This window comes from Arthrobacter sp. fls2-241-R2A-200 (assembly GCF_030209745.1).
In the GTDB taxonomy this organism is placed as follows: domain Bacteria; phylum Actinomycetota; class Actinomycetes; order Actinomycetales; family Micrococcaceae; genus Arthrobacter.
Genome location: NZ_JARVRJ010000002.1, coordinates 159,489 through 178,949 on the forward strand (window position 1 = coordinate 159,489; position 19,461 = coordinate 178,949).

A 19,461-nucleotide genomic window follows, 5' to 3' on the forward strand; every position below is an offset into this window, starting at 1 on the left:
TGGCGTGAGCCGCTTTGCAGCGGTAGTGATGTACAGGGCTTAATGGTGTTCTAAAGCGGTGATGATGTTCTGAAGCGGTAACGGTGTTAGCCGCCGGCGATCATGATGACGCCCACGATCAGGGCCACAACGCCGAGCGCCAGGACACCAAACTGCAACAGCCTCGCTCGCTGGGCGCGGGCCAAGCCGGCAGTGTTTGCATCCAAGGGATCCAGGCCATATGCCGTGTTCGCGGGGACGGGCGGCCGTTCCTTTTCCTCGGCCGGCTCCGAAACCTGAGGGCGATTTCGGGCACTTCTCGCTACCGCTTCGGCACGTGCCAGAACACCGGAACGTCCACGGGTACTGCGTTGCTTGGATGCCTTGGCTTGATCCACCTTGGGGGAAGCCGAGGTGACCAAGGGGACGAAGGTGGTGCTGGGGCGCTTCATCACGGGCCGCTCGACACCCGGGACCTTGACGAACTCCAACGGGGTCACCATGGCCAGGTTGTTGGCTGTCGATGGGCCGGAAGTCACTTGGCTGCCCGTGGGAGTCGCGGTCTTTGCGGGCTGTGACTTGCCGGGCTGCGACTCGTTGGCTTGTGTTTCGACTGCTTGGGTGGCGGGCTCGGGGGTTGCTTTGCCCGCCTGAGTTTGCTCGGCAAGCTTTTGCTTGGCGGCCGCGCGCTTGTTCAGCACCGCAGCCCGCTCCGCCAAGGCAATCTGTTCGGCCAATACCGCAGGATCCACCGCGAGAGGATCCTGCTCGGCAATGTGCTCCAACTTGGCCGTCTGGTTCTGGACCTGGGCAGCAATCAACTCCCGGACGGCCAAGGCCTGCTCCACGGACATCTCCGATTCAGACGGAGCGCCCTTGGCTTTCTGAGTACCGGTCAGCGAGGCGTCGGCCGGTTGCTTTTCCGACGGCGGTTGCGCCGACCCCGCCGCTGGGCCCGGCATCGGAACGATCGGATGGGCGGAGGTTGCCACCTCCGCTTGAAGCTGTTGCAGCCTCAGTTGGCGGCGCGTAGGCGGACCGCCGCCTGAGAGCTGTTCCTCTTTGCCCGCCAATTCCTTGATGGTGCGAAGGGTGGCACGATCACGGGCCCGGACCTGCGAGGAGCGCTCCTGCGCAGCAGCGCCGACAGCATCAACGGGCGCATCAGCCGCACGACGATTGCGTCCTTGGGCGCGGTCGTCGACGGCGGAACCCCGGCCTGCGTCCAAGCCCGTACTCGGGTTAGCCTGGGGCTCAGGTTGCTCTTCCCGGGCACGGCGAAGTTCGCGCCGACTGCGGATGGGTCGCTCTTCCTGGCTGTTCATTTAGAAACTCATTCAGTGCGTGCTTGGTCTTCTGGTCCGGACAATACCGCTGACAGTTCTCCCGAATGGGGGCCATCCGCGTACAAGCCGTACTTCGCGATGTACTGGACCACCCCGTCCGGCACAAGGTACCAGACTGGATTGCCCGCCCCTACACGAATGCGGCAATCGGTGGAAGAGATAGCCATGGCAGGGACCTCGAGCAAGCTGACGTCATCAGTCCTCCCGAGGTCGTTCAATTCATGCCCAGGCCGGGTTACCCCCACAAAGTGGGCCAAGGACCACAGCTCGTCAACGTCTTTCCATGACAGGATCTGAGCCAAGGCATCAGCGCCGGTGATGAAGAACAGATCGGCGTCCGGCCGCAGCTGGCGCAGGTCCCGGAGTGTGTCAATGGTGAAGGTCGGGCCCGGACGATCGACGTCTACCCGGCTCACCGTGAAACGGGGATTCGAGGCGGTGGCGATGACCGTCATCAAGTAACGGTGCTCTGGCTCGCTGACAAGCTTGTGAGACTTTTGCCACGGCTGGCCAGTGGGCACGAAAACCACTTCATCGAGGTCAAACTTGGCTGCAACTTCACTTGCAGCCACGAGGTGGCCGTGATGGATGGGATCAAACGTTCCACCCATCACGCCCAGCCGAAGCCTGGGCCCCGACTCCGCGCGCGGTGTTGCGGCGATAATTTCAGTGGCCCTTGTGGGTGTGCTTGTTGGGGTGCTGGCGATGCGGATCGGAGTGCTCTTCCACAGCATCGTGGCGGTTGCCCAGGTTGGTATAGGAAAGGGCAACGAACATCAAAACCAAAAAGATTGCGAACATCGAAACGCCAAAGACCCACGGCTCGGCCCAGAGGGGGGCGGGTTGCTCATGGGCGGTCTCCGCCTGCGCAATGGACGTGGCGATCTGCTGAAACAGCATCTTCTCCCCTAGTTGGTTATCAATGGTGTACGACGGCGGAACCTCCCGCCGTCGTCTGGCTTAACTTCTATGTTACCGCGTCACTAGCCGCGGACTTGGCCTTCGCCCTGGACGATCCACTTGGTGGTGGTCAACTCTGTCAAGCCCATCGGTCCACGTGCGTGAAGCTTCTGCGTTGAAATGCCCACTTCCGCGCCCAGCCCCAGCTCGCCGCCATCTGTGAAGCGCGTGGAAGCGTTCACGATCACGGCGGCCGAGTCGATGTCCGCGATGAACTTCTCGGCATTGGCCAAATTGTTGGTCAGGATCGCCTCAGTGTGGCCGGTGGTCCATTTCCGGATGTGCCCAACCGCTTCATCCAGGCTGTCCACCATGGCCACCGCGAGGTCCAGGTCCATGTATTCGGTGGCCCAATCGTCGTCGTCGGCCGGAACCGTTTCCACGTTCGGGCCCAAGGCGGCAGCTGTTCGCGCATCCACATGCAAAGTCACACCCGCAGACCGCAGGGCCGCGGCCACGGCGGGCAGAACGGTAGAGCCTGAGTGGACCAGAAGCGTCTCGACGGTGTTACAGACGCTGGGCCGCTGGGTTTTGGCGTTCAGGAGGATGTTGACAGCCATTTCTTCGTTGGCAGACTCATCAATGAAGATATGGACGTTTCCTTCCCCGGTCTCGATCACGGGAACGGCAGAGTTGGTTACCACGGTCTGGATAAGGTCCCGTCCGCCCCGGGGAATAAGGACATCCACCAGGCCGCGCGCCCGCATCAAAACATTGGCCCCGGCACGACCGTATTGATCGATGGATTGGACCGCGTCCGCAGGGAGACCCACAGATTCCAAAGCGTCCCGGAGAACCTGCACCAAGGCCTCATTGGTGTGTGCAGCAGCGGAACCACCACGGAGAATGACTGCGTTGCCGCTCTTGAGGGCCAAGCCGGCGATGTCCACGGTGACGTTGGGACGGGCCTCATAAATTGCTGCCACCACGCCCATGGGTACGTTCACTTGGCGCAGGCGCAGCCCATTGGGCAGCGTTTGTCCGCGCACAACATTGCCGACCGGATCGGGCAAACCCGCCAAGTTTTCCAAAGCGGCAACAAGGCGGTCAATCCGCTCGGGGGTCAGCGTCAGCCGGTCGAGGAGGGCCGCTGACGTCCCGTTGGCTCGTCCCGCGGCCACATCCTTTGCGTTGGAGTCCAAAATGTGGCGCTTGCCCTCGAGCAACGCCTGAGCGATGGCATGCAGGGCGCGGTCTTTCCAAGCACGGTTTGCCTGCGCCATGCGTCGCGCTGCCACACGGGATCGATCGGCGATGGCGTGAACTGCAGCCTGAACGTCGGCCTCTGACAAGGGAACAGCAGCTGCCGCTGGACTGCCGCTTAGCACGGGAGCCTCCGGCGTCAGGCTGGCGGTACCGGAAACGTCGGAAATCACTAAGGAGTCAGGAGTCAGCGCTTCAGTCATGCTCCCAGTTTAGATGAGCGTGCGGCCCGCAGGAGTACAAGGTCGTCAACATGAACAACTTCACGGTCGTAGCCACGTCCCAGCTCTTGGCCAAGCTCCTGGGTGGTGCGGCCCAGCATACGCGGCAGTTCTTCGGAGGAGTAGTTCACCAGGCCCCGGCCGAGCACCACGCCATCGAGTCCAACCATTTCCACAGGATCACCGGCCTCGAACTCACCGGCGATCTCCGAAATTCCAGCCGGAAGGAGCGATCTGTGTCGATCGCGCACGGCTTTCACAGCGCCGTCGTCGAGCGTTAACCTGCCGTGGACCGTGGCAAGGTGGGCCAACCACAAGAGCCGGACCGGCTTGCGGGTGCCGTTTACGGCGAACCAGGTTCCGACGTCCTCGCCGGCGAGGGCAGCGGCAGCGTTCGCCGTGGACGTCACCAATGCGTGAATTCCCGAGCCGGCAGCGATCGATGCTGCCTGCACTTTGGTCATCATGCCACCGGTTCCAACGCCGGCTTTCCCTGCCTTACCGATGGTCACGTCCTCGAGGTCCTGCGGGCCGCGGACCAGCGGGATACGCTGCGCACCGTGGGCCGGCGGACCGTCATAAAGGGCGTCGACGTCGGACAGCAGTACCAAGGCGTCGGCACGGACCAAGTGGGCCACCAAAGCGGCGAGGCGATCGTTGTCTCCGAAACGGATTTCGTGGGTTGCCACGGTGTCGTTTTCATTGACGACCGGAACGACGCCGAGATTCAGCAGCCGATCCAGCGCCCGGAAGGCATTGGTGTGCTGCGTGCGCCGCATGAGATCGTCCGCGGTCAGCAGGACCTGGCTGACAGTGACGCCGTGGGCGCTGAACGCCTGCGTGTATCGGGCCATCAACAGCCCCTGCCCGACGCTGGCCGCCGCCTGCTGGGTGGCCAGGTCCTTTGGGCGCTTTGCAAGGCCCAAGGGCGCCAGCCCAGCGGCAATAGCACCGGAGGAGACCAGGATGATCTCAGTACCGGCATTGCGTTTGGCCGCGAGGGCATCGACCAGACCGGTCAACGACTTCTCGGAGATACCGCCCTTGATGCTGGTCAGCGAGGACGACCCCACCTTGACCACAATCCGCTTGGCAGTAGCTAACGCATCACGCTCATGGGCCAGCGGTGTCCCGGGAGTACCGAGGGTCCTAGTCGTCATCACCGGAATCCAAGGCGCTCTCCTTGAGGGCACGGCCTCGCCTGCCATTGACGGATTCGGTCCAGATGCCTGCCTTGCGCTCTGCTTCGAGCTCGGCGCGGGCGGCAGCTTTGGCCTCTCGACGTTCGACTTGCTCGTCGCGTTTCTGCGACCGCGTGGGCCGATCCCCGATGTCCGCCACGCGGATGTCGGTTCCACGAGGAGTTGCTAGAAGCTCAGCTCCGGCCATCATGGTGGGCTCCCAGTCGAAGACCACGCCGTCCTCTTCTCCGATGACAACAGTGTCTCCTGGCTTGGCCCCCACCTTGAACAGCTCAGACTCGACGCCGAGCTTGGCGAGCCTGTCCGCGAGGTAGCCGATGGCTTCCTCGTTGGTGAAGTCGGTCTGCTTGACCCATCGCACGGGCTTCTCGCCCAAGACGCGGAACAGGGGCTCGAGGTTCTTTTCTTCGCGCCGGATGGTGAAACCGGACTCGTTGACAGCCCTCGGCCGGAGGACGGGAGGTGCCACTTTGGGAGGAGCCACGGCTACGGCGTCGCGTGCGGCCTGGACGATCTCCGCCATGGCAAAGCCCAACTGGCGCAAGCCTTCGTGGCTGGTCGCGGATACTTCGAATACGCGATACCCACGGGCTTCAAGGTCCGGCCGGACGAACTCGGCCATGTCTTTGCCGTCGGGAAGGTCCACCTTGTTGAGGACCACCAGCTTGGGTCGCTCGTTGAGGGGAATCACCTCGCCGTCAACACCGGCGTAGCTCATGTCCACTGCGTACTTGTCGAGCTCAGCCTCGATGACGGCGAGATCCGACAGCGGGTCGCGGTCAGCTTCCAAGGTGCCGCAGTCAAGGACATGCACCAGTGCGGCGCATCGCTCCACGTGGCGCAGGAAATTGTGCCCCAGGCCCTTTCCCTCGCTGGCGCCCTCGATCAATCCGGGCACATCGGCAATGGTGAAGCGGACTTCTCCGGCCTGGACAACACCAAGGTTCGGGATCAGTGTGGTGAAAGGGTAATCGGCGATTTTGGGCCGCGCAGCAGACATGGCCGCAATCAGGCTCGACTTGCCCGCGGAGGGGAACCCGACCAAGGCAATATCGGCAATGGACTTCAGTTCCAGGACGATGTCGCTGGATTCGCCTTCAATACCAAGCAACGCAAAACCCGGAGCGCGGCGCTTCTGCGACGACAGGGATGCGTTACCAAGGCCGCCCTGGCCACCGGCCGCAGCAACGTATTCAGTGCCCTCACCGACGAGGTCGGCCAGGACTTCGCCGTCCTTGTTCTTGACCACAGTTCCATCCGGAACAGGGAGGATCAGGGTTTCACCGTTCTTGCCACCGCGCCAGTCACCCATGCCCGGACCACCGTTGGTGGCGTGGCGGTGAGGCGCATGGTGGTAGTCAAGCAGCGTGGTGGTTTGGGAGGAAACGCGAAGGATCACGTCACCGCCGTTGCCGCCGTTACCGCCGTCGGGACCGCCGAGCGGCTTGAATTTTTCCCGCTTAACAGAGACACAGCCGTGGCCGCCGGTACCGCCGGATACGTGCAGGACTACCCGGTCTACAAAGCTCGCCACGTGGATCTCCTCAATTGCTGTTCCCAGCGCTGTTGCATACCAGCACGCCGGAGCGTCCTAGTCGATTGTAATGCGGTTAAAAGAACGGTGGAGCGGGCCCATTGGCCCGCCCCACCGGTTCAGATCTTGTTGTTACTCTGCAGCTGCAGCAGCAACAATGTTCACTACGCGACGGCCACGGCGAGTACCAAACTCGACAGCACCTGCCTGCAATGCGAACAGGGTGTCGTCGCCACCGCGACCGACGCCTGCGCCGGGGTGGAAGTGGGTCCCACGCTGGCGAACGATGATTTCGCCGGCCGAAACTACCTGACCACCGAAGCGCTTGACGCCCAGGTACTGTGCGTTGGAGTCACGACCGTTGCGAGTGGAACTCGCGCCTTTTTTGTGTGCCATTTGGAATGCCTGCCTCTAAATTTCTGGGGAAACTGAAAATCTGAACAGAGTAACGAAAGTTACGCGATGCTCGTGATCTTGATCTTGGTCAGTTCCTGACGGTGACCCTGGCGCTTCTTGTAGCCGGTCTTGTTCTTGAACTTCTGGATGACGATCTTGGGGCCACGGAGGTCCTCAAGGATCTCAGCCGTAACCGTGACCTTGGCCAGGTCCGCAGCAGCGGACGTGACCTTGTCGCCGTCAACCAGCAGCAAGGCGGGCAGCTCAAGCGTGCTGCCAGCTCCACCGGGGACGCGGTTCAGCGTTACGTAGTCTCCAACGGAAACTTTTTCTTGGCGGCCGCCTGCGCGGACAATCGCGTACACCACTTGGGCACTCACTTCTCTCGACGTTTCTTACTAAATTTGCGTGCGGAACCTTTAACTGGAATCAGGCTTGGTTCGCGCTGTGCCTCAACGCCGTGGACTTCTGATCGAAGCCCGCGAGTCATCCCATGAACAATTCCAAGGGGCATAACCCAAGTGTTGGCGTAAGCACCGAAGATCAAGATTACGCTAGTTTGACCTTCAGCTGCAAATGAGGCCGGGTCCGGAGGCTACCCCGTGACCCGCATCACCAGTGGTATCGGACTCTCCCGGCACCGTGCCCGTCTAGCCTACAGGGTGATTGACCATTCGGACGATTCAACGCCCCGGCGCGCCGTGGGAAAGCCCGCGCGCCGTCGGAAAGCCCGTGCGCCGTCGAAAAACCTTCCCGCTGTTTCTTCAGGAGTAGAGCCTGGGCGCGTCAAAGAAAGCTGTCTCGTACCGGCAGGACTGCCTAAACGCCTCCACCATGGCCTCGCGTTCGCGGGGGGAAGCTGCCGACGCCGCTGCGTCGGTGAAGTCGATGGCCTTCCGGGTGGCCGCGGCAAAACCTTCATCTGCGTAGGTAGCCAGCCACGCTGCGTATGGATGGGCGGGGTTCGCGCCGTCATCGATGTAAGCCGAGTGCAGCTGCTGTCCCACCTCGGCATAGAGCCAGTAGCAGGGCAGCACTGCGGCCAGCACCACTGCGTAGCTGCCAGATGATGTGGCGGCCAGCAGGTGGTCCACGTAGGACTTGGTGACAGGCCCGGTTATGGTTGTCGCCGTCCTGGTGCTCAACCAGTTCCTGTGCAGCTCTGACTCGACCTCCAAGCACATCTGCGATCCCCGGGCCCAGAACAATTGCTCCTCCTCGGTGGGGGCAAGTGCGCCGGCCCGGGCCAGCACCCTTGAGTAGCCGTTGAGGTAGAGGGCGTCCTGGGCGAGGTAGTACGTGAATTCCGTTTCGTCGAGCGCTCCGGACTGGAGGCCCTGGATGAAGCTGAGTCCGTGAATCGCCTCCAATTCAGGTAGCGCTTCCTGCCACAGAACTTTGGCAAACTCCCCCTGCTGGAGCCCTGTGTGGAGATGGTGGAAGTGGTGCACAGGGCCTTTCCCGTGGCCTACGCCGAGGACGTCGGACGTAGCCAGCGCCTGAAGCAACCATGGTTTCACTTCGCGCAGGGAGGCCTCCCAGTTACCGGTGCGGACCTGGACTGTGGCTAATGCCGATGACAGCGAGCATCCGGTCCCGTGGCTGTTTTCAGTCTCCACCCTGGTGCCGGCTACTTCGATGACGTCTTGGCCGAGGAGACCCGTGGTGTTGACCAGGGCGTCGGGGCATTCACTACCGGCCAGGTGGCCTCCCTTGACCAACACCGTGTTTCCGTACTCGGCGGCCAGGCGCTTGCCTTGGTCCAGCGCCGTAGCCCAGTCCGTTGCCTCGGGCTCCCCCAACAGGACGGCGAGCTCAGGGAGGTTTGGGGTAATGAGGTCCGCCAGGGGCAGGAGTTCCCGCAATGCTGACTCTGAGGATTCGCGCAGGAGCCTGTCACCGCTGGAAGCAACCATCACCGGATCTATCACCACGACGGCGGGACGCGCCTTTTCGATCCAGGCCCGAACCTCATTGATCACAGCGACGTCGCCGAGCATGCCAACCTTGACGGCGTCAACGGCGATATCGTCTCCGATGGCATCCAACTGTTGACGCAAGAACTCAACAGGGGGGACATGCACGGCACGGACGCCCATGGTGTTCTGTGCTGTCAAAGCCGTGATGGCCGCCATCCCATAGCCTCCCTGCGCAGCGATGCTCTTGAGGTCCGCCTGAATCCCGGCGCCACCGGACGGATCGGAACCCGCGATGCTCAGCACGCGCGGTATGGAGCGACGCGAAAGGTTCAAAGGGTAAACGGCAGGGTATGGCGACGTTGTCATGGGACATCCCTTCGCCGGTGCTAACCGGACAGGTTCAACGGGTCTGGATCTCAGCCTGGCCTAATGCCGGCACCCCGTGTCAGTTCCCCAGCTTAACGGCCAATCATGCCGCTGTGTAATTCGGAAGTGCTCGGAACCGCGACCGGAACCGCAAAGGACCCGGCAACTCCGCGTAGGCGGAGTTGCCGGGTCCTTCAGGTGTTTGCGCTACAGTTCCGACGCCGGTACGCCGACTCCGAGGATGATGGGCTCATCCGACGAAGCTTTCTTGGCGGGCTCGGCCGGAGCCTTTGCCTCGTGGGCCGATCCGCCGGAAGCGGCGCCCACTGTGTGCTCCACGCTTGTCTCGTTGGCAGCACCTTGGGCCCTGCTGGCGCTGCGGTTACGGCGGCCACGGCGCGACCCGGAAGCAGGCGCACGGCCCAGATCCTGCTGCGGGGCGGGAGCCGACGTTTCGGGCTCCGCTGCGGCGGGGGCCTGTTCAGCCGGTTCCTGTCCTGCGGGTGCCTGTCCTGCGTGTGTTTGTTCTGCGGACGCCGGAGCGTCTCCCAGATGAGAGAAAGCCTCAGCCAAAAGGTCCAAGCTCATGGCTGGCTTTGCCACTGGCTCCTCGTGGTGTTCGACGAACGGAAGGGCGACTTCCTCGCCGCCAAATCGCAGAACCGGGGTTGAACGGGTCTCGGAGACGTCGCTCGCGGCAGGCTCTGCATCGGGCAGCCCGGCCTGGGTGGTTCCCGAAACGGGCTCGCCGGATTCGCCTTGGCGATGCGCCAGCTCCTCGGTGCGGTGAACCTCGTCGTCGTGCAGGTGCGCGGCATGTGCCGCAGCTGCGATAGTTGCCAGCGCCGCCCTTGTGGCCTCCGCCTTGGCTTGGCGCACCGGGTCCTGGCTTTCCGTGGGTGCCGAAGGTGCCGGCGCAGGCATGTGGGCTGGAACAGCGGCTTCCGCTGGCCCTTGTCCCCCACCCTTGCCGCGGCGACGCTTGCGATCGGTCCGGGCAGCGGGAGGTTGGGCCTCGGCGCTCGGCCGGTGATGCTCGGCTGCCACCACGTTGGCGCGGCGGTGTTCCACAGGTTCGTCATGGGTCACGATGCCACGGCCGGCGCAGTGTTCACACTGCTCGCCAAAGACCTCAAGGAGGCCGGTTCCCATGCGTTTGCGGGTCATCTGGACCAGCCCGAGGGAAGTCACCTCTGCCACTTGGTGCTTGGTACGGTCCCGCCCGAGGCACTCCACCATGCGCCGGAGAACCAAGTCACGGTTGGACTCCAGCACCATGTCGATGAAGTCGATCACGATAATGCCGCCGATGTCCCGCAGGCGTAGCTGGCGCACTACTTCTTCAGCAGCTTCGAGGTTGTTCTTGGTGACCGTTTCCTCAAGGTTTCCGCCGCTGCCGGTGAACTTGCCGGTGTTGACGTCCACCACGGTCATCGCCTCGGTGCGGTCGATGACCAAAGAGCCACCGGAGGGGAGGAAGACCTTGCGCTCGAGTGCCTTGTGGATCTGTTCGTCGATGCGCCAGGCAGCAAAAATATCCTGGTCCTTGGTCCACTTTTCCAACCGTCCCACCAAGTCAGGCGCAACGTAGGTCACGTAGGCCTCGATGGTGTCCCATGCGTCGTCGCCCGAGACAATCAGCTTGGAGAAGTCCTCGTTGAAGACGTCGCGAACAACCTTAATAGTGAGGTCCGGTTCGCCGTAGAGCAGTTCCGGCGCCAAAACCTTGGTTGAGGACGCTTGGCCCTCGATGCCATCCCACTGTGCGCGCAAGCGGTTGATGTCATGGGTCAACTCTTCTTCCGAGGCTCCCTCGGCAGCTGTCCGGACGATGACGCCGGCGTGTTCGGGCAAGCGGTCCTTCAGGATCCGCTTGAGGCGGTTGCGTTCGACGTCGGGAAGCTTGCGTGAGATACCGGTCATCGAACCGCCCGGCACGTACACCAGGTAGCGCCCGGGCAGGGAAATCTGGCTCGTCAGCCTGGCGCCCTTGTGGCCCACCGGGTCCTTGGTCACCTGGACCAGCACGGAGTCACCGGACTTCAGCGCGTTTTCGATCCTGCGGGGTTGGCCTTCGAGGTTGACGGCGTCCCAATTGACCTCGCCTGCGTACAGCACGGCATTCCGGCCGCGTCCGATGTCAACAAACGCAGCTTCCATGGAGGGCAGCACGTTCTGGACCTTGCCCAGATAGACGTTCCCGATCAGGGAGTCCTGCTGGGTTTTGGACACGAAGTGCTCAGCCAGCACGCCATCCTCGAGGACGGCAATCTGAATCCTGTCGTCGCGCTGACGGACGATCATTTGCCGGTCCACAGACTCACGGCGGGCAAGGAACTCCGCCTCCGTGATGACCTGGCGGCGGCGTCCGGTCTCGCGGGACTCACGGCGCCTTTGCTTCTTGGCCTCAAGCCGCGTGGATCCCTTGACGCTGGTGACGCGGTTGGACGGAGCAGTGTCCGTGACCGGGCGCGGCGCGCGGACCCGTGTCACCGTGTTGGGCGGGTCGTCATCGGTCCCACCGGTCAGTTCGAGGTCTTGGTCGCCACGGCGACGACGGCGACGACGACGCGACGTCACGCCCTCCTCAAGTGCTTCCGCTTCCGGGGCGTCCTCATCGTCGGTCTCAGGCTCCGAGGAATCCTCGGGAGCGCCGTTCTCGTCCCGTTCGGTTCCCCGACGGCCCCTGCGGCCACGGCTGCGGCGACGACGGCGGCTGCCTGCATCTTCAAGCTCATCGTCCGCCACGGTCTCAGCCGCTTCTTCCGGTTCGATCGACTTATCCTCCGGCGTCGCAACGCGCGGCACGGTCGTCAGGTCGGGGGCCTGGAAAATCATGGACGTGATGGAGACCGGCTCAAGGAAGAGGGACGTCGAGGCGGACGCAGTTGGTTCCTGCTCCTGTGTTAGTTCCTGTTCCTGTGCTGCTTCCTGTTCCGGGGCGGGGGTCTGCTCTGGTGCCGGTGCCTGCGTGTCTGCTGCAGTCGGCGTCGTTATTTCGGCCGCCCCTTCAGGGGCAGCTTCTTCGGCTACGGGCGCCTCTGCGGCCTCGACCTTGGGCTTTGCGGTCCGACGACGGCGTACAGGCTTTTCGGGGGCAGCGTCAGCAGGCGCTTCCGGCTGGGATTCGGCAGCAGCTTCGGGCACGACGGCGGCTTCCTCGCCCAAGCCAGGCAATGGCTCAGTGGGTTCAGCCTTCTTGCGGGACCTTGTCCTGCGAACGGGCGCGGGGGCCTCGGCAACAGGCTCCTCGGCCCCAGCCTCGACGACCGGTGTTTCCGTCGCCGAGTCCGCGGCGGCCTCTACTGTCGCCTTTGGCACAGCCTTGCGGCGGGACCGGGTGGCTTTCTTAGGCACGTCCGCGGTTTCCGAGGGGGTTGCTTCGTCGTTAACAGCTACAACTTGGTCATTATCCATATGTGGCAACGCTCCTGCCCCAGCGACACCGCCACATCCGGCGCCCGGTGGGGCATTTATTGTCAAAACCCGCAGGCGTTGACAGAAGTCAGTAGTATGCCTTCCGGTTCGCACCATCATTGGGGTGCGGCAGCCCTCGAAGGCCGGTAGTTTTGCTCCGAAACCCGTTGTTTTGCTTTAACAACCAGGTGCCGTCCAGCGTTCTGGCGGGCCTACCGAGGATCACCAGATCCGGGCATGCCCTGCTCATGCTGGCGGTCTTGGGAACAAGCCACCGGACCGGAACCCGCATGTGGATCGGCTTCCAGCCATGTTCATTCTCTCACATCACCACGTATATCAACGGAAGCCCGCTGTGTCGCCTGGCTCTGCATGCCCCGGGGTTGCCCCCAGCCTCTACGGCTAGAATCCTCCCAAGAGCCGTTCCGGGGCAGGCCGGGCCACTTTTTGAAAAGGACTACATCCGCGATGCCAAGCACCGCCAGGGAAAACCTGGGCAATCAAGCTTCCACGAGGGCAGAAAACACGTCCAGCCAAGCTGAGCCGGCATCGAAGTCGCTGCCCCGGATGGTTCGGGATAAGCCGTTTGGCTGGCTGTTGCTCATTACGGGCATTATCGGTTGGCTCGCATCCGGGGACTTGGTCTTGGAAAAGCTCGATGTGCTCAAGGACCCCAACCACATCACCGTCTGCGATGTGAATCCCTGGGTTTCCTGCGGGGAAGTGATGAAGACGCCGCAGAGCTCGGTGTTCGGATTCCCCAACATGTTCATCGGAATCGTTGCTTTCGCCATCATCATCACCACCGCCATGGGACTTCTGGCCGGTGCAAAGTTCGCGCGCTGGTACTGGTTGGGCCTGCAAACAGGTGTGACCCTCGGGTTCATCTTCGTTGTATGGCTATGGTCCCAAGCCCTGTACGTCATCAACATACTTTGCCCGCTCTGCATGGTGGTCTGGTCCATCATGATCCCCTTGTTTGTCTGGGTGACCATCCGGAACATCTCCCACGGAGTCATCCCGGCTCCTGCCGGTCTGGTAAAACTGCTCGGCGATACAGGGTGGATCATCGTGGCGCTGCTTTACGTAGCCGTCATCGCCACGATCTTCTTCGCTTTCCTCCACGTGTTTGCCGGCACCTCCGGTTACTGACCCCTCCGAAAATTGCCCGCGAGGTGACAGTAAAGGCCAATGTTCGTCGTGAACATTGGCCTTTACTGTCATCTGGAAAAGTGTTTTTAGCTTGCGAACCAGATCTTGATCTCACGCTCGGCGGATTCGACCGAATCTGAGCCGTGGACCAGGTTCTGCTGGACGGCCAGGCCCCAGTCACGGCCGAAGTCACCGCGAATGGTGCCGGGTGCCGCCGTCGTCGGGTCCGTGGTCCCTGCCAGCGAACGGAAGCCTTCGATCACGCGATGCCCCTCGAAGACGGCAGCGATGACCGGGCCGCTCAGCATGAATTCAACCAGTGGCTCGTAGAACGGCTTGCCCACGTGTTCCTCATAGTGCTGTTCCAGCAGTTCGCGGGTTGCGTTGACCTTCTTCAACTCTGCCAAGGTGTAGCCCTTGGCTTCGATCCGGGCCAGGATGCTGCCACTCAAGTTGCGGGCGACGCCGTCGGGCTTGACCAGGACAAGGGTCCGTTCAATGCTCACAGTTGCTCCAATACGGTTGGTTAGTGGGTTTCCCAGCCAGTTTACGGGGTTTGCGGGTCAGTCCCGTCATTGTGGGCAGCGGTCCATTCCGCTTGTTCCCGATCCCGCTGTGCCACTTCCCGGTCGATCCTGATCCCGGTCCGGATCCCGTACCACCAGCAGATCGCGAAGAGGATTCCAACCACGAACATGGTGGGCTCAGCCAAACCGGTCAGGATCAGCACTACCTGCAAAATCCAGCCGACGGCGATCCCCCACGGGCGGGACAACACGGCGCACGCCGCGATCAACACCACCGCCAAGGCTATGCCGACCCCAAGGATGATCGCTGGATTCACTTCGCCCCGCTTCAGGCCAAAGACCACGAGCGTTCCGAAGAACGCCACAAAGGCTTCGAGCAGGAGGACGGTGGAAGCGAACATCACTTTGGTGGAGCGTCGCTTCTTGGGCATACCCGGGCGCCACTCACGCTGTGCTTTGGTCATTTTCACCATGGTCAGGCGCCGGCCTTTCCGAGAAGGATCCGAGCCTCGGCAACAACCGTGATCGAGCCGGTCACCAGGACGCCGCCAGCGAGGTCGTCATTGGATTCTGCGCGCTCAACGGCCCATTCAAGGGCGTCGTCGAGCTTCTCGGCGATATGCACATTGTCCTCGCCGAAGCCGAGGTCGACGGCGAGCTCAGCCAGTTCCGCTGCGGGTACGGCGCGGGCCGAGTTCGACTGGGTGAAGCAGAATTCCTCGGCGAGGCCGCCAAGGGATTCCTTCAGGGTCTTCAGGATTTCCTCGGCGTCCTTCTCGCGCAGGACCCCGACAACCACAACGAGCTTGCTGAAACTGAAGGCCTCTTGGATTGCCTCCGCAGAAACACGGATTCCCTCCGGATTGTGGGCCGCGTCCACCACCACGGTGGGGGCGGTTCGCACTACTTCCAACCTGCCCGGCGAGGTGACGGTACCAAACGCCTCCCTGAGGACTTCGCCGTCGAGCTCTTTCTCTCCCCCGCCGAAGAATGCTTCCAGGGCGGCCACGGCAACAGCGGCGTTCTCGGCTTGGTGCGCTCCATGGAGCGGCAGCAAGAGGTCCTCATAGCGCCCGGCGAGTCCCTGGATGGTCAGCACCTGTCCCCCAACAGCGACGCTGCGTGACTCCACTCCGAACTCAACACCCTCGAAGCGGAAAGGCACATCCACCTCACGGGCCTTTTCCAGAAGGACCTGCGCCGCGTCCACCGGCTGGGCCGCGCTCACCAGGAAGCCGCCCGGCTTGATAATGCCGGCTTTCTCGTAAGCAATGTCCTCGGTGGTGTCGCCCAAAAGCTCGGTGTGGTCCAGGGAAATCGGCGTAATGACGGAGACCTGGCCGTCACCGACATTGGTGGCATCAGTGATGCCCCCAAGGCCCACCTCTATGACCGCTACATTTACGGGCTGGTCAGCAAAAACAGCAAATCCGAGAATGGTCAGGCACTCGAAGTAGGTCAACCGTGGCTCGCCTTTAGCTTCGAGTTCGCTATCAACGATTTCCAAATACGGCCGGATCTCGTCCCAGATCCGGACGAACGTTACGTCCGGCACCGGCTCGCCGTCAATGCTGATCCGCTCCGTCACCTTGGACAGGTGCGGGCTGGTGTAGCGGCCCGTGCTCAGGCCGTGGGCACGCAGCCCGGCCTCGATCATGCGTGCAGTGGAGGTCTTTCCGTTGGTGCCTGTGATGTGGATGATCGGGTAGGCCTTGTTCGGCTCCCCCAGCACGTCCATGGCACGGAACAACGGAGCAAGGCGGGGTTCCATCTTGTTTTCCGGTGCGCGGCCCAAAAGTTCCGCGTACACACTTTCAACAGAGAATTCGTCAGTCATGGATCAGGCTCCTGCCTTGGTCACGGTGACCTGCGGTTCGTCGACGCCGGCCAACAGAACCTCGAGTTCGAGGCTCAGGGTCTCGGTTTTTACCAGTTCGGCATTGGCGTTGAGGGCATCAACAACGTCCTGGGCAGCCTCCACCGAAGTCCTGATGCGGTCACTGACGTTGAGCCCGGCATCCTTGCGTGCTTGCTGGATGGCACGGACCATGTCGCGGGCCAGGCCCTCTGCTGCGAGTTCAGGAGTGACCTCCGTGTTGAGGACCACGAAACCCCCGCCCGGCAAAACGGCCACCGCTTTGCTGGCGGCAGCACCGCCGTCGGACGCTTCCGCCACGACGGTCTCCAACGTGTATTCCTGGGGCTCGAGCTCGAGCCCGCCGGCCACAACCACACCGGCGTAATTGACGGACCAATCGCCGGACTTGGAGCCCTTGATGGCCTGCTGCACGTTCTTGCCCAACCGAGGGCCGGCGGCACGGGCGTTGACCACCAGCTTCTGCTGGATGCCAAACTCCTCCGGCGAGGCCGTAGTGGCGTCAAGCAGGCGCACGGAACGCAGGTTTAGTTCATCGGCGACGACGGCGGCGAAGCCTTTCAGCGCATCCGCGCCGGGTGCCACGACCGTGAGCTCCTGCAGCGGGAGCCGAACGCGCAGGTTGGCGCCCTTCCGCAGGCTCGAGCCCGTGGAGCAGATCTGCTGAACGCGGTCCATGGCCTCGACCAGGTCGGCGTCCGAGGGGAACAGCGCATCGTCAGGCCAGTCGGCCAGGTGCACGGAACGCCCACCGGTCAGGCCGCGCCAGATCTCCTCGGTCACCAACGGCAGCAACGACGCCGCCACGCGGCAGATGGTCTCCAATGCGGTGTACAGCGCATCGAAGGCGTCAACGTCCTCATCGAAAAAGCGCTGGCGGCTGCGGCGCACGTACCAGTTGGTCAGCATGTCCAAGTAACTGCGCAACTCGTCGCAGGCCCCGGAGATGTCGTAGCTGTCCAGGTTGGCGGTGACGTTGCGCACCAGGTCGCCGGTGTTGGCCATGAGGTACTGGTCCAAGGTGTCGGCGTAGCCGTCGTACCGCAGCTTGGCGTCGTAACCCGACCCACCGTTGGCAGCATTCGTGTACAGAGTGAAGAAGCTGTACACGTTCCACAGCGGAAGGATGACCTGGCGGACACCGTCCCGAATCCCCTGCTCGGTGACCACCAAGTTGCCACCGCGGAGGATGGGACTGGACATGAGGAACCACCGCATAGCATCCGAGCCGTCGCGGTCCAGGACCTCGGACACATCCGGGTAGTTCCGCAGGCTCTTGGACATCTTCTGCCCATCGGAGCCCAGCACGATGCCGTGGCTGATGACGTTCCGGAAGGCCGGACGGTCGAACAACGCCGTGGACAGGATGTGCAGCATGTAGAACCAGCCACGTGTCTGGCCGATGTACTCCACAATGAAGTCGGCCGGGTTGTGGGTGTCGAACCACTCCTCGTTCTGGAATGGGTAGTGCACCTGGCCATAGGGCATGGAGCCCGAGTCGAACCAGACATCCAGAACATCCTCCACGCGGCGCATGGTGGACTGTCCCTCTTCCGGTGTCCGCGGATCGTCCGGGTTGGGCCGGGTCAGTTCGTCGATGAACGGGCGGTGCAGATCCACCTGTCCCTCGTTGTTGAGCGGAAGGCGGCCAAAGTCGGCTTGGAGGTCGGCAAGCGAACCATAGACATCAGTGCGTGGGTACTCCGGGTCATCGGACTGCCACACGGGGATGGGTGAACCCCAGTACCTGTTACGGCTGATGGACCAGTCACGGGCATTCTCCAGCCACTTGCCGAACTGGCCGTCCTTGACGTTACCCGGGATCCAGTTGATCTCCTGGTTCAGCTCGGACATGCGGTCCTTGAACTTGGTGACTTCCACATACCAAGAGGAAACAGCGCGGTAGATCAGCGGGTTCCGGCAGCGCCAGCAGTGCGGGTAGCTGTGCTCATAGCTGGCCTGGCGGACCAGGCGGCCGTCGGCCCGGAGCACCTGGGTGATGGGCTTGTTGGCTTCGAAGACCTGCAGGCCGACGATGTCCGCGAGGCGGCCGTGGGCGAACAAGGGAAGGAATTTGGCGCCCTCGTCCACGGACAGGACCACCGGAATTCCGGCTTCTTCACAAACCTTCTGGTCATCCTCACCGTAGGCCGGAGCCTGGTGAACGATGCCCGTACCGTCGGTGGTGGTGACGTACTCGGCCACCAGGATGCGCCAAGCGTTCTGGGTGCCGTACTTTTCAGTATCGGCAAAGTCATCCCACAGCGGCTCGTACTCGAGCCCTTCCAGCTCGGAACCCTTGTAGGTGGCCGTCACAGCGCCCGCTGCGGCAGCCACGCCGTCGGCCCCGTCACCGTAGCCCAAATCCTTGGCGTAGGACCCCAAGAGGTCGGCAGCCAGCAAGAAGCTGCCCGTGACCGGTGCCTCCGCCGAAGCGGCCTTGATGCCATTCGGTCCCGCAGGCAAGACCGCGTAGGAGATGTCAGGCCCGACGGCGAGCGCAGCGTTGGTCGGGAGCGTCCAGGGCGTGGTGGTCCAGGCGAGCGCCTGCACACCGCCCAGTTCCTTGGAAAGTTCGGATTCCCCTGCCTTGATGGGGAAGGTTACTGTGACTGTTTGGTCCTGGCGATTCTTGTAGACATCATCATCCATGCGGAGTTCATGGTTGGAGAGCGGTGTCTCGTCTTTCCAGCAGTACGGAAGGACGCGGTAGCCGTTGTAGGTCAGGCCCTTCTCGTGCAGCTGCTTGAAAGCCCAGAGGACCGACTCCATGTACTCGACGTTGAGGGTCTTATAGTCGTTCTCGAAGTCCACCCAGCGGGCCTGGCGGGTGACGTAGGCCTTCCATTCGTTGGCGTACTTCATGACGGAGGCACGGCAGGCGTCGTTGAACTTGTCGATGCCCATGGCTTCGATCTGGGTCTTGTCCGTCATGCCCAGTTGCTTCATGGCTTCAAGCTCGGCCGGCAGCCCGTGGGTGTCCCACCCGAAGCGGCGCTCAACGCGCTTGCCGCGCTGGGTCTGGTAGCGGCCGACGAGGTCTTTGGCGTAGCCGGTCAGCAGGTGGCCGTAGTGGGGCAAGCCGTTTGCGAAGGGAGGGCCGTCGTAGAAGACGAATTCGTTGCTGCCGGCCGCCCCACCGGGAAGATCGCTGTCGCGCTGGTCGATGCTGGCTTGGAAGGTGCCGTCTTCATCCCAGTATTTGAGGATGCGTTCTTCGATTTCCGGGAACTTCACGGAAGCGGACACGCCGTGCGTGCCGGAAGAAGACGCTGAGGCCTTGGGGTAGTGGGTCATCTCATATCCTGTGATAGCTGGTGGACTGTCAGGATGCGAGGACGGCTCCTGCGCCGCTTGTCAGCG

15 protein-coding genes and 1 riboswitch are annotated in these 19,461 nt (G+C 62.6%); of the genes, 1 reads left to right on the forward strand and 14 read right to left on the reverse strand.

The window, feature by feature from the left end:
• Positions 1-86: 86 nt before the first annotated feature.
• The 10 genes from QRN42_RS02920 to QRN42_RS02965 all read right to left on the reverse strand — a co-directional run bounded on the left by QRN42_RS02920 (position 87) and on the right by QRN42_RS02965 (position 12,543).
• Positions 87-1,304 (reverse strand): hypothetical protein, encoded by a 1,218-nt coding sequence (locus QRN42_RS02920; RefSeq protein ID WP_284978008.1) that lies wholly within the window; start codon positions 1,302-1,304, stop codon positions 87-89.
• 8 nt (positions 1,305-1,312) lie between these two features.
• A complete protein-coding gene (nadD, locus tag QRN42_RS02925; protein WP_502869475.1) occupies positions 1,313-2,059 on the reverse strand; it encodes a nicotinate-nucleotide adenylyltransferase in 747 nt (248 codons plus the stop codon).
• Positions 1,992-2,225, reverse strand: a complete 234-nt coding sequence (locus QRN42_RS02930; protein WP_284976477.1) for a hypothetical protein — start codon at positions 2,223-2,225, stop codon at positions 1,992-1,994. The genes nadD and QRN42_RS02930 overlap by 68 nt, the downstream gene beginning before the upstream one ends.
• Positions 2,226-2,308: 83 nt before the next feature.
• The gene (locus QRN42_RS02935; RefSeq protein WP_284978009.1) at positions 2,309-3,691 is read right to left on the reverse strand and encodes a glutamate-5-semialdehyde dehydrogenase; all 1,383 of its coding nucleotides are present in this window, start codon (positions 3,689-3,691) and stop codon (positions 2,309-2,311) included.
• Positions 3,688-4,869, reverse strand: a complete 1,182-nt coding sequence (gene proB, locus QRN42_RS02940; protein ID WP_284978010.1) for a glutamate 5-kinase — start codon at positions 4,867-4,869, stop codon at positions 3,688-3,690. Before proB ends, QRN42_RS02935 begins: the two co-directional genes overlap by 4 nt.
• Complete coding sequence (gene obgE / locus QRN42_RS02945) at positions 4,859-6,445, reverse strand: GTPase ObgE (RefSeq protein WP_284978011.1); 1,587 nt, start codon at positions 6,443-6,445, stop codon at positions 4,859-4,861. Before obgE ends, proB begins: the two co-directional genes overlap by 11 nt.
• A gap of 132 nt (positions 6,446-6,577) precedes the next feature.
• Positions 6,578-6,841, reverse strand: coding sequence for a 50S ribosomal protein L27 (gene rpmA, locus QRN42_RS02950; protein ID WP_003803426.1), 264 nt, complete (start codon positions 6,839-6,841; stop codon positions 6,578-6,580).
• A 59-nt stretch (positions 6,842-6,900) separates the two neighbouring features.
• Entirely contained in the window at positions 6,901-7,209 is a 309-nt protein-coding gene (gene rplU, locus QRN42_RS02955) for a 50S ribosomal protein L21 (protein ID WP_284976517.1), read from the reverse strand.
• A gap of 396 nt (positions 7,210-7,605) precedes the next feature.
• Complete coding sequence (gene thiD / locus QRN42_RS02960) at positions 7,606-9,126, reverse strand: bifunctional hydroxymethylpyrimidine kinase/phosphomethylpyrimidine kinase (RefSeq protein ID WP_284978012.1); 1,521 nt, start codon at positions 9,124-9,126, stop codon at positions 7,606-7,608.
• A riboswitch (TPP riboswitch) is annotated at positions 9,116-9,213 on the reverse strand. Its footprint overlaps the gene before it by 11 nt.
• A 120-nt stretch (positions 9,214-9,333) precedes the next feature.
• On the reverse strand, positions 9,334-12,543 hold the full coding sequence (locus QRN42_RS02965; RefSeq protein ID WP_284978013.1) for a ribonuclease E/G: 3,210 nt from the start codon (positions 12,541-12,543) through the stop codon (positions 9,334-9,336).
• A gap of 468 nt (positions 12,544-13,011) precedes the next feature.
• Between QRN42_RS02965 and QRN42_RS02970 the strand changes: the two genes are divergently transcribed.
• On the forward strand, positions 13,012-13,695 hold the full coding sequence (locus tag QRN42_RS02970) for a vitamin K epoxide reductase family protein (protein ID WP_284978014.1): 684 nt from the start codon (positions 13,012-13,014) through the stop codon (positions 13,693-13,695).
• A gap of 86 nt (positions 13,696-13,781) precedes the next feature.
• Here the strand turns inward: QRN42_RS02970 and ndk are convergent, their stop codons facing one another.
• The 4 genes from ndk to ileS are packed head-to-tail and all read right to left on the reverse strand — an operon-like array spanning position 13,782 to position 19,395.
• Positions 13,782-14,201 carry a nucleoside-diphosphate kinase gene (gene ndk, locus QRN42_RS02975; protein ID WP_261607945.1) on the reverse strand — a complete coding sequence of 140 codons (420 nt, stop codon included), beginning with the start codon at positions 14,199-14,201 and terminating at the stop codon, positions 13,782-13,784.
• 41 nt (positions 14,202-14,242) lie between these two features.
• Positions 14,243-14,695 carry a DUF4233 domain-containing protein gene (locus tag QRN42_RS02980; protein ID WP_284978015.1) on the reverse strand — a complete coding sequence of 151 codons (453 nt, stop codon included), beginning with the start codon at positions 14,693-14,695 and terminating at the stop codon, positions 14,243-14,245.
• Between the two features lie 2 nt (positions 14,696-14,697).
• Positions 14,698-16,059, reverse strand: a complete 1,362-nt coding sequence (locus QRN42_RS02985) for a bifunctional folylpolyglutamate synthase/dihydrofolate synthase (RefSeq protein ID WP_284978016.1) — start codon at positions 16,057-16,059, stop codon at positions 14,698-14,700.
• 3 nt (positions 16,060-16,062) lie between these two features.
• Positions 16,063-19,395 carry an isoleucine--tRNA ligase gene (gene ileS / locus QRN42_RS02990; RefSeq protein ID WP_284978017.1) on the reverse strand — a complete coding sequence of 1,111 codons (3,333 nt, stop codon included), beginning with the start codon at positions 19,393-19,395 and terminating at the stop codon, positions 16,063-16,065.
• Between the last annotated feature and the right edge of the window lie 66 nt (positions 19,396-19,461).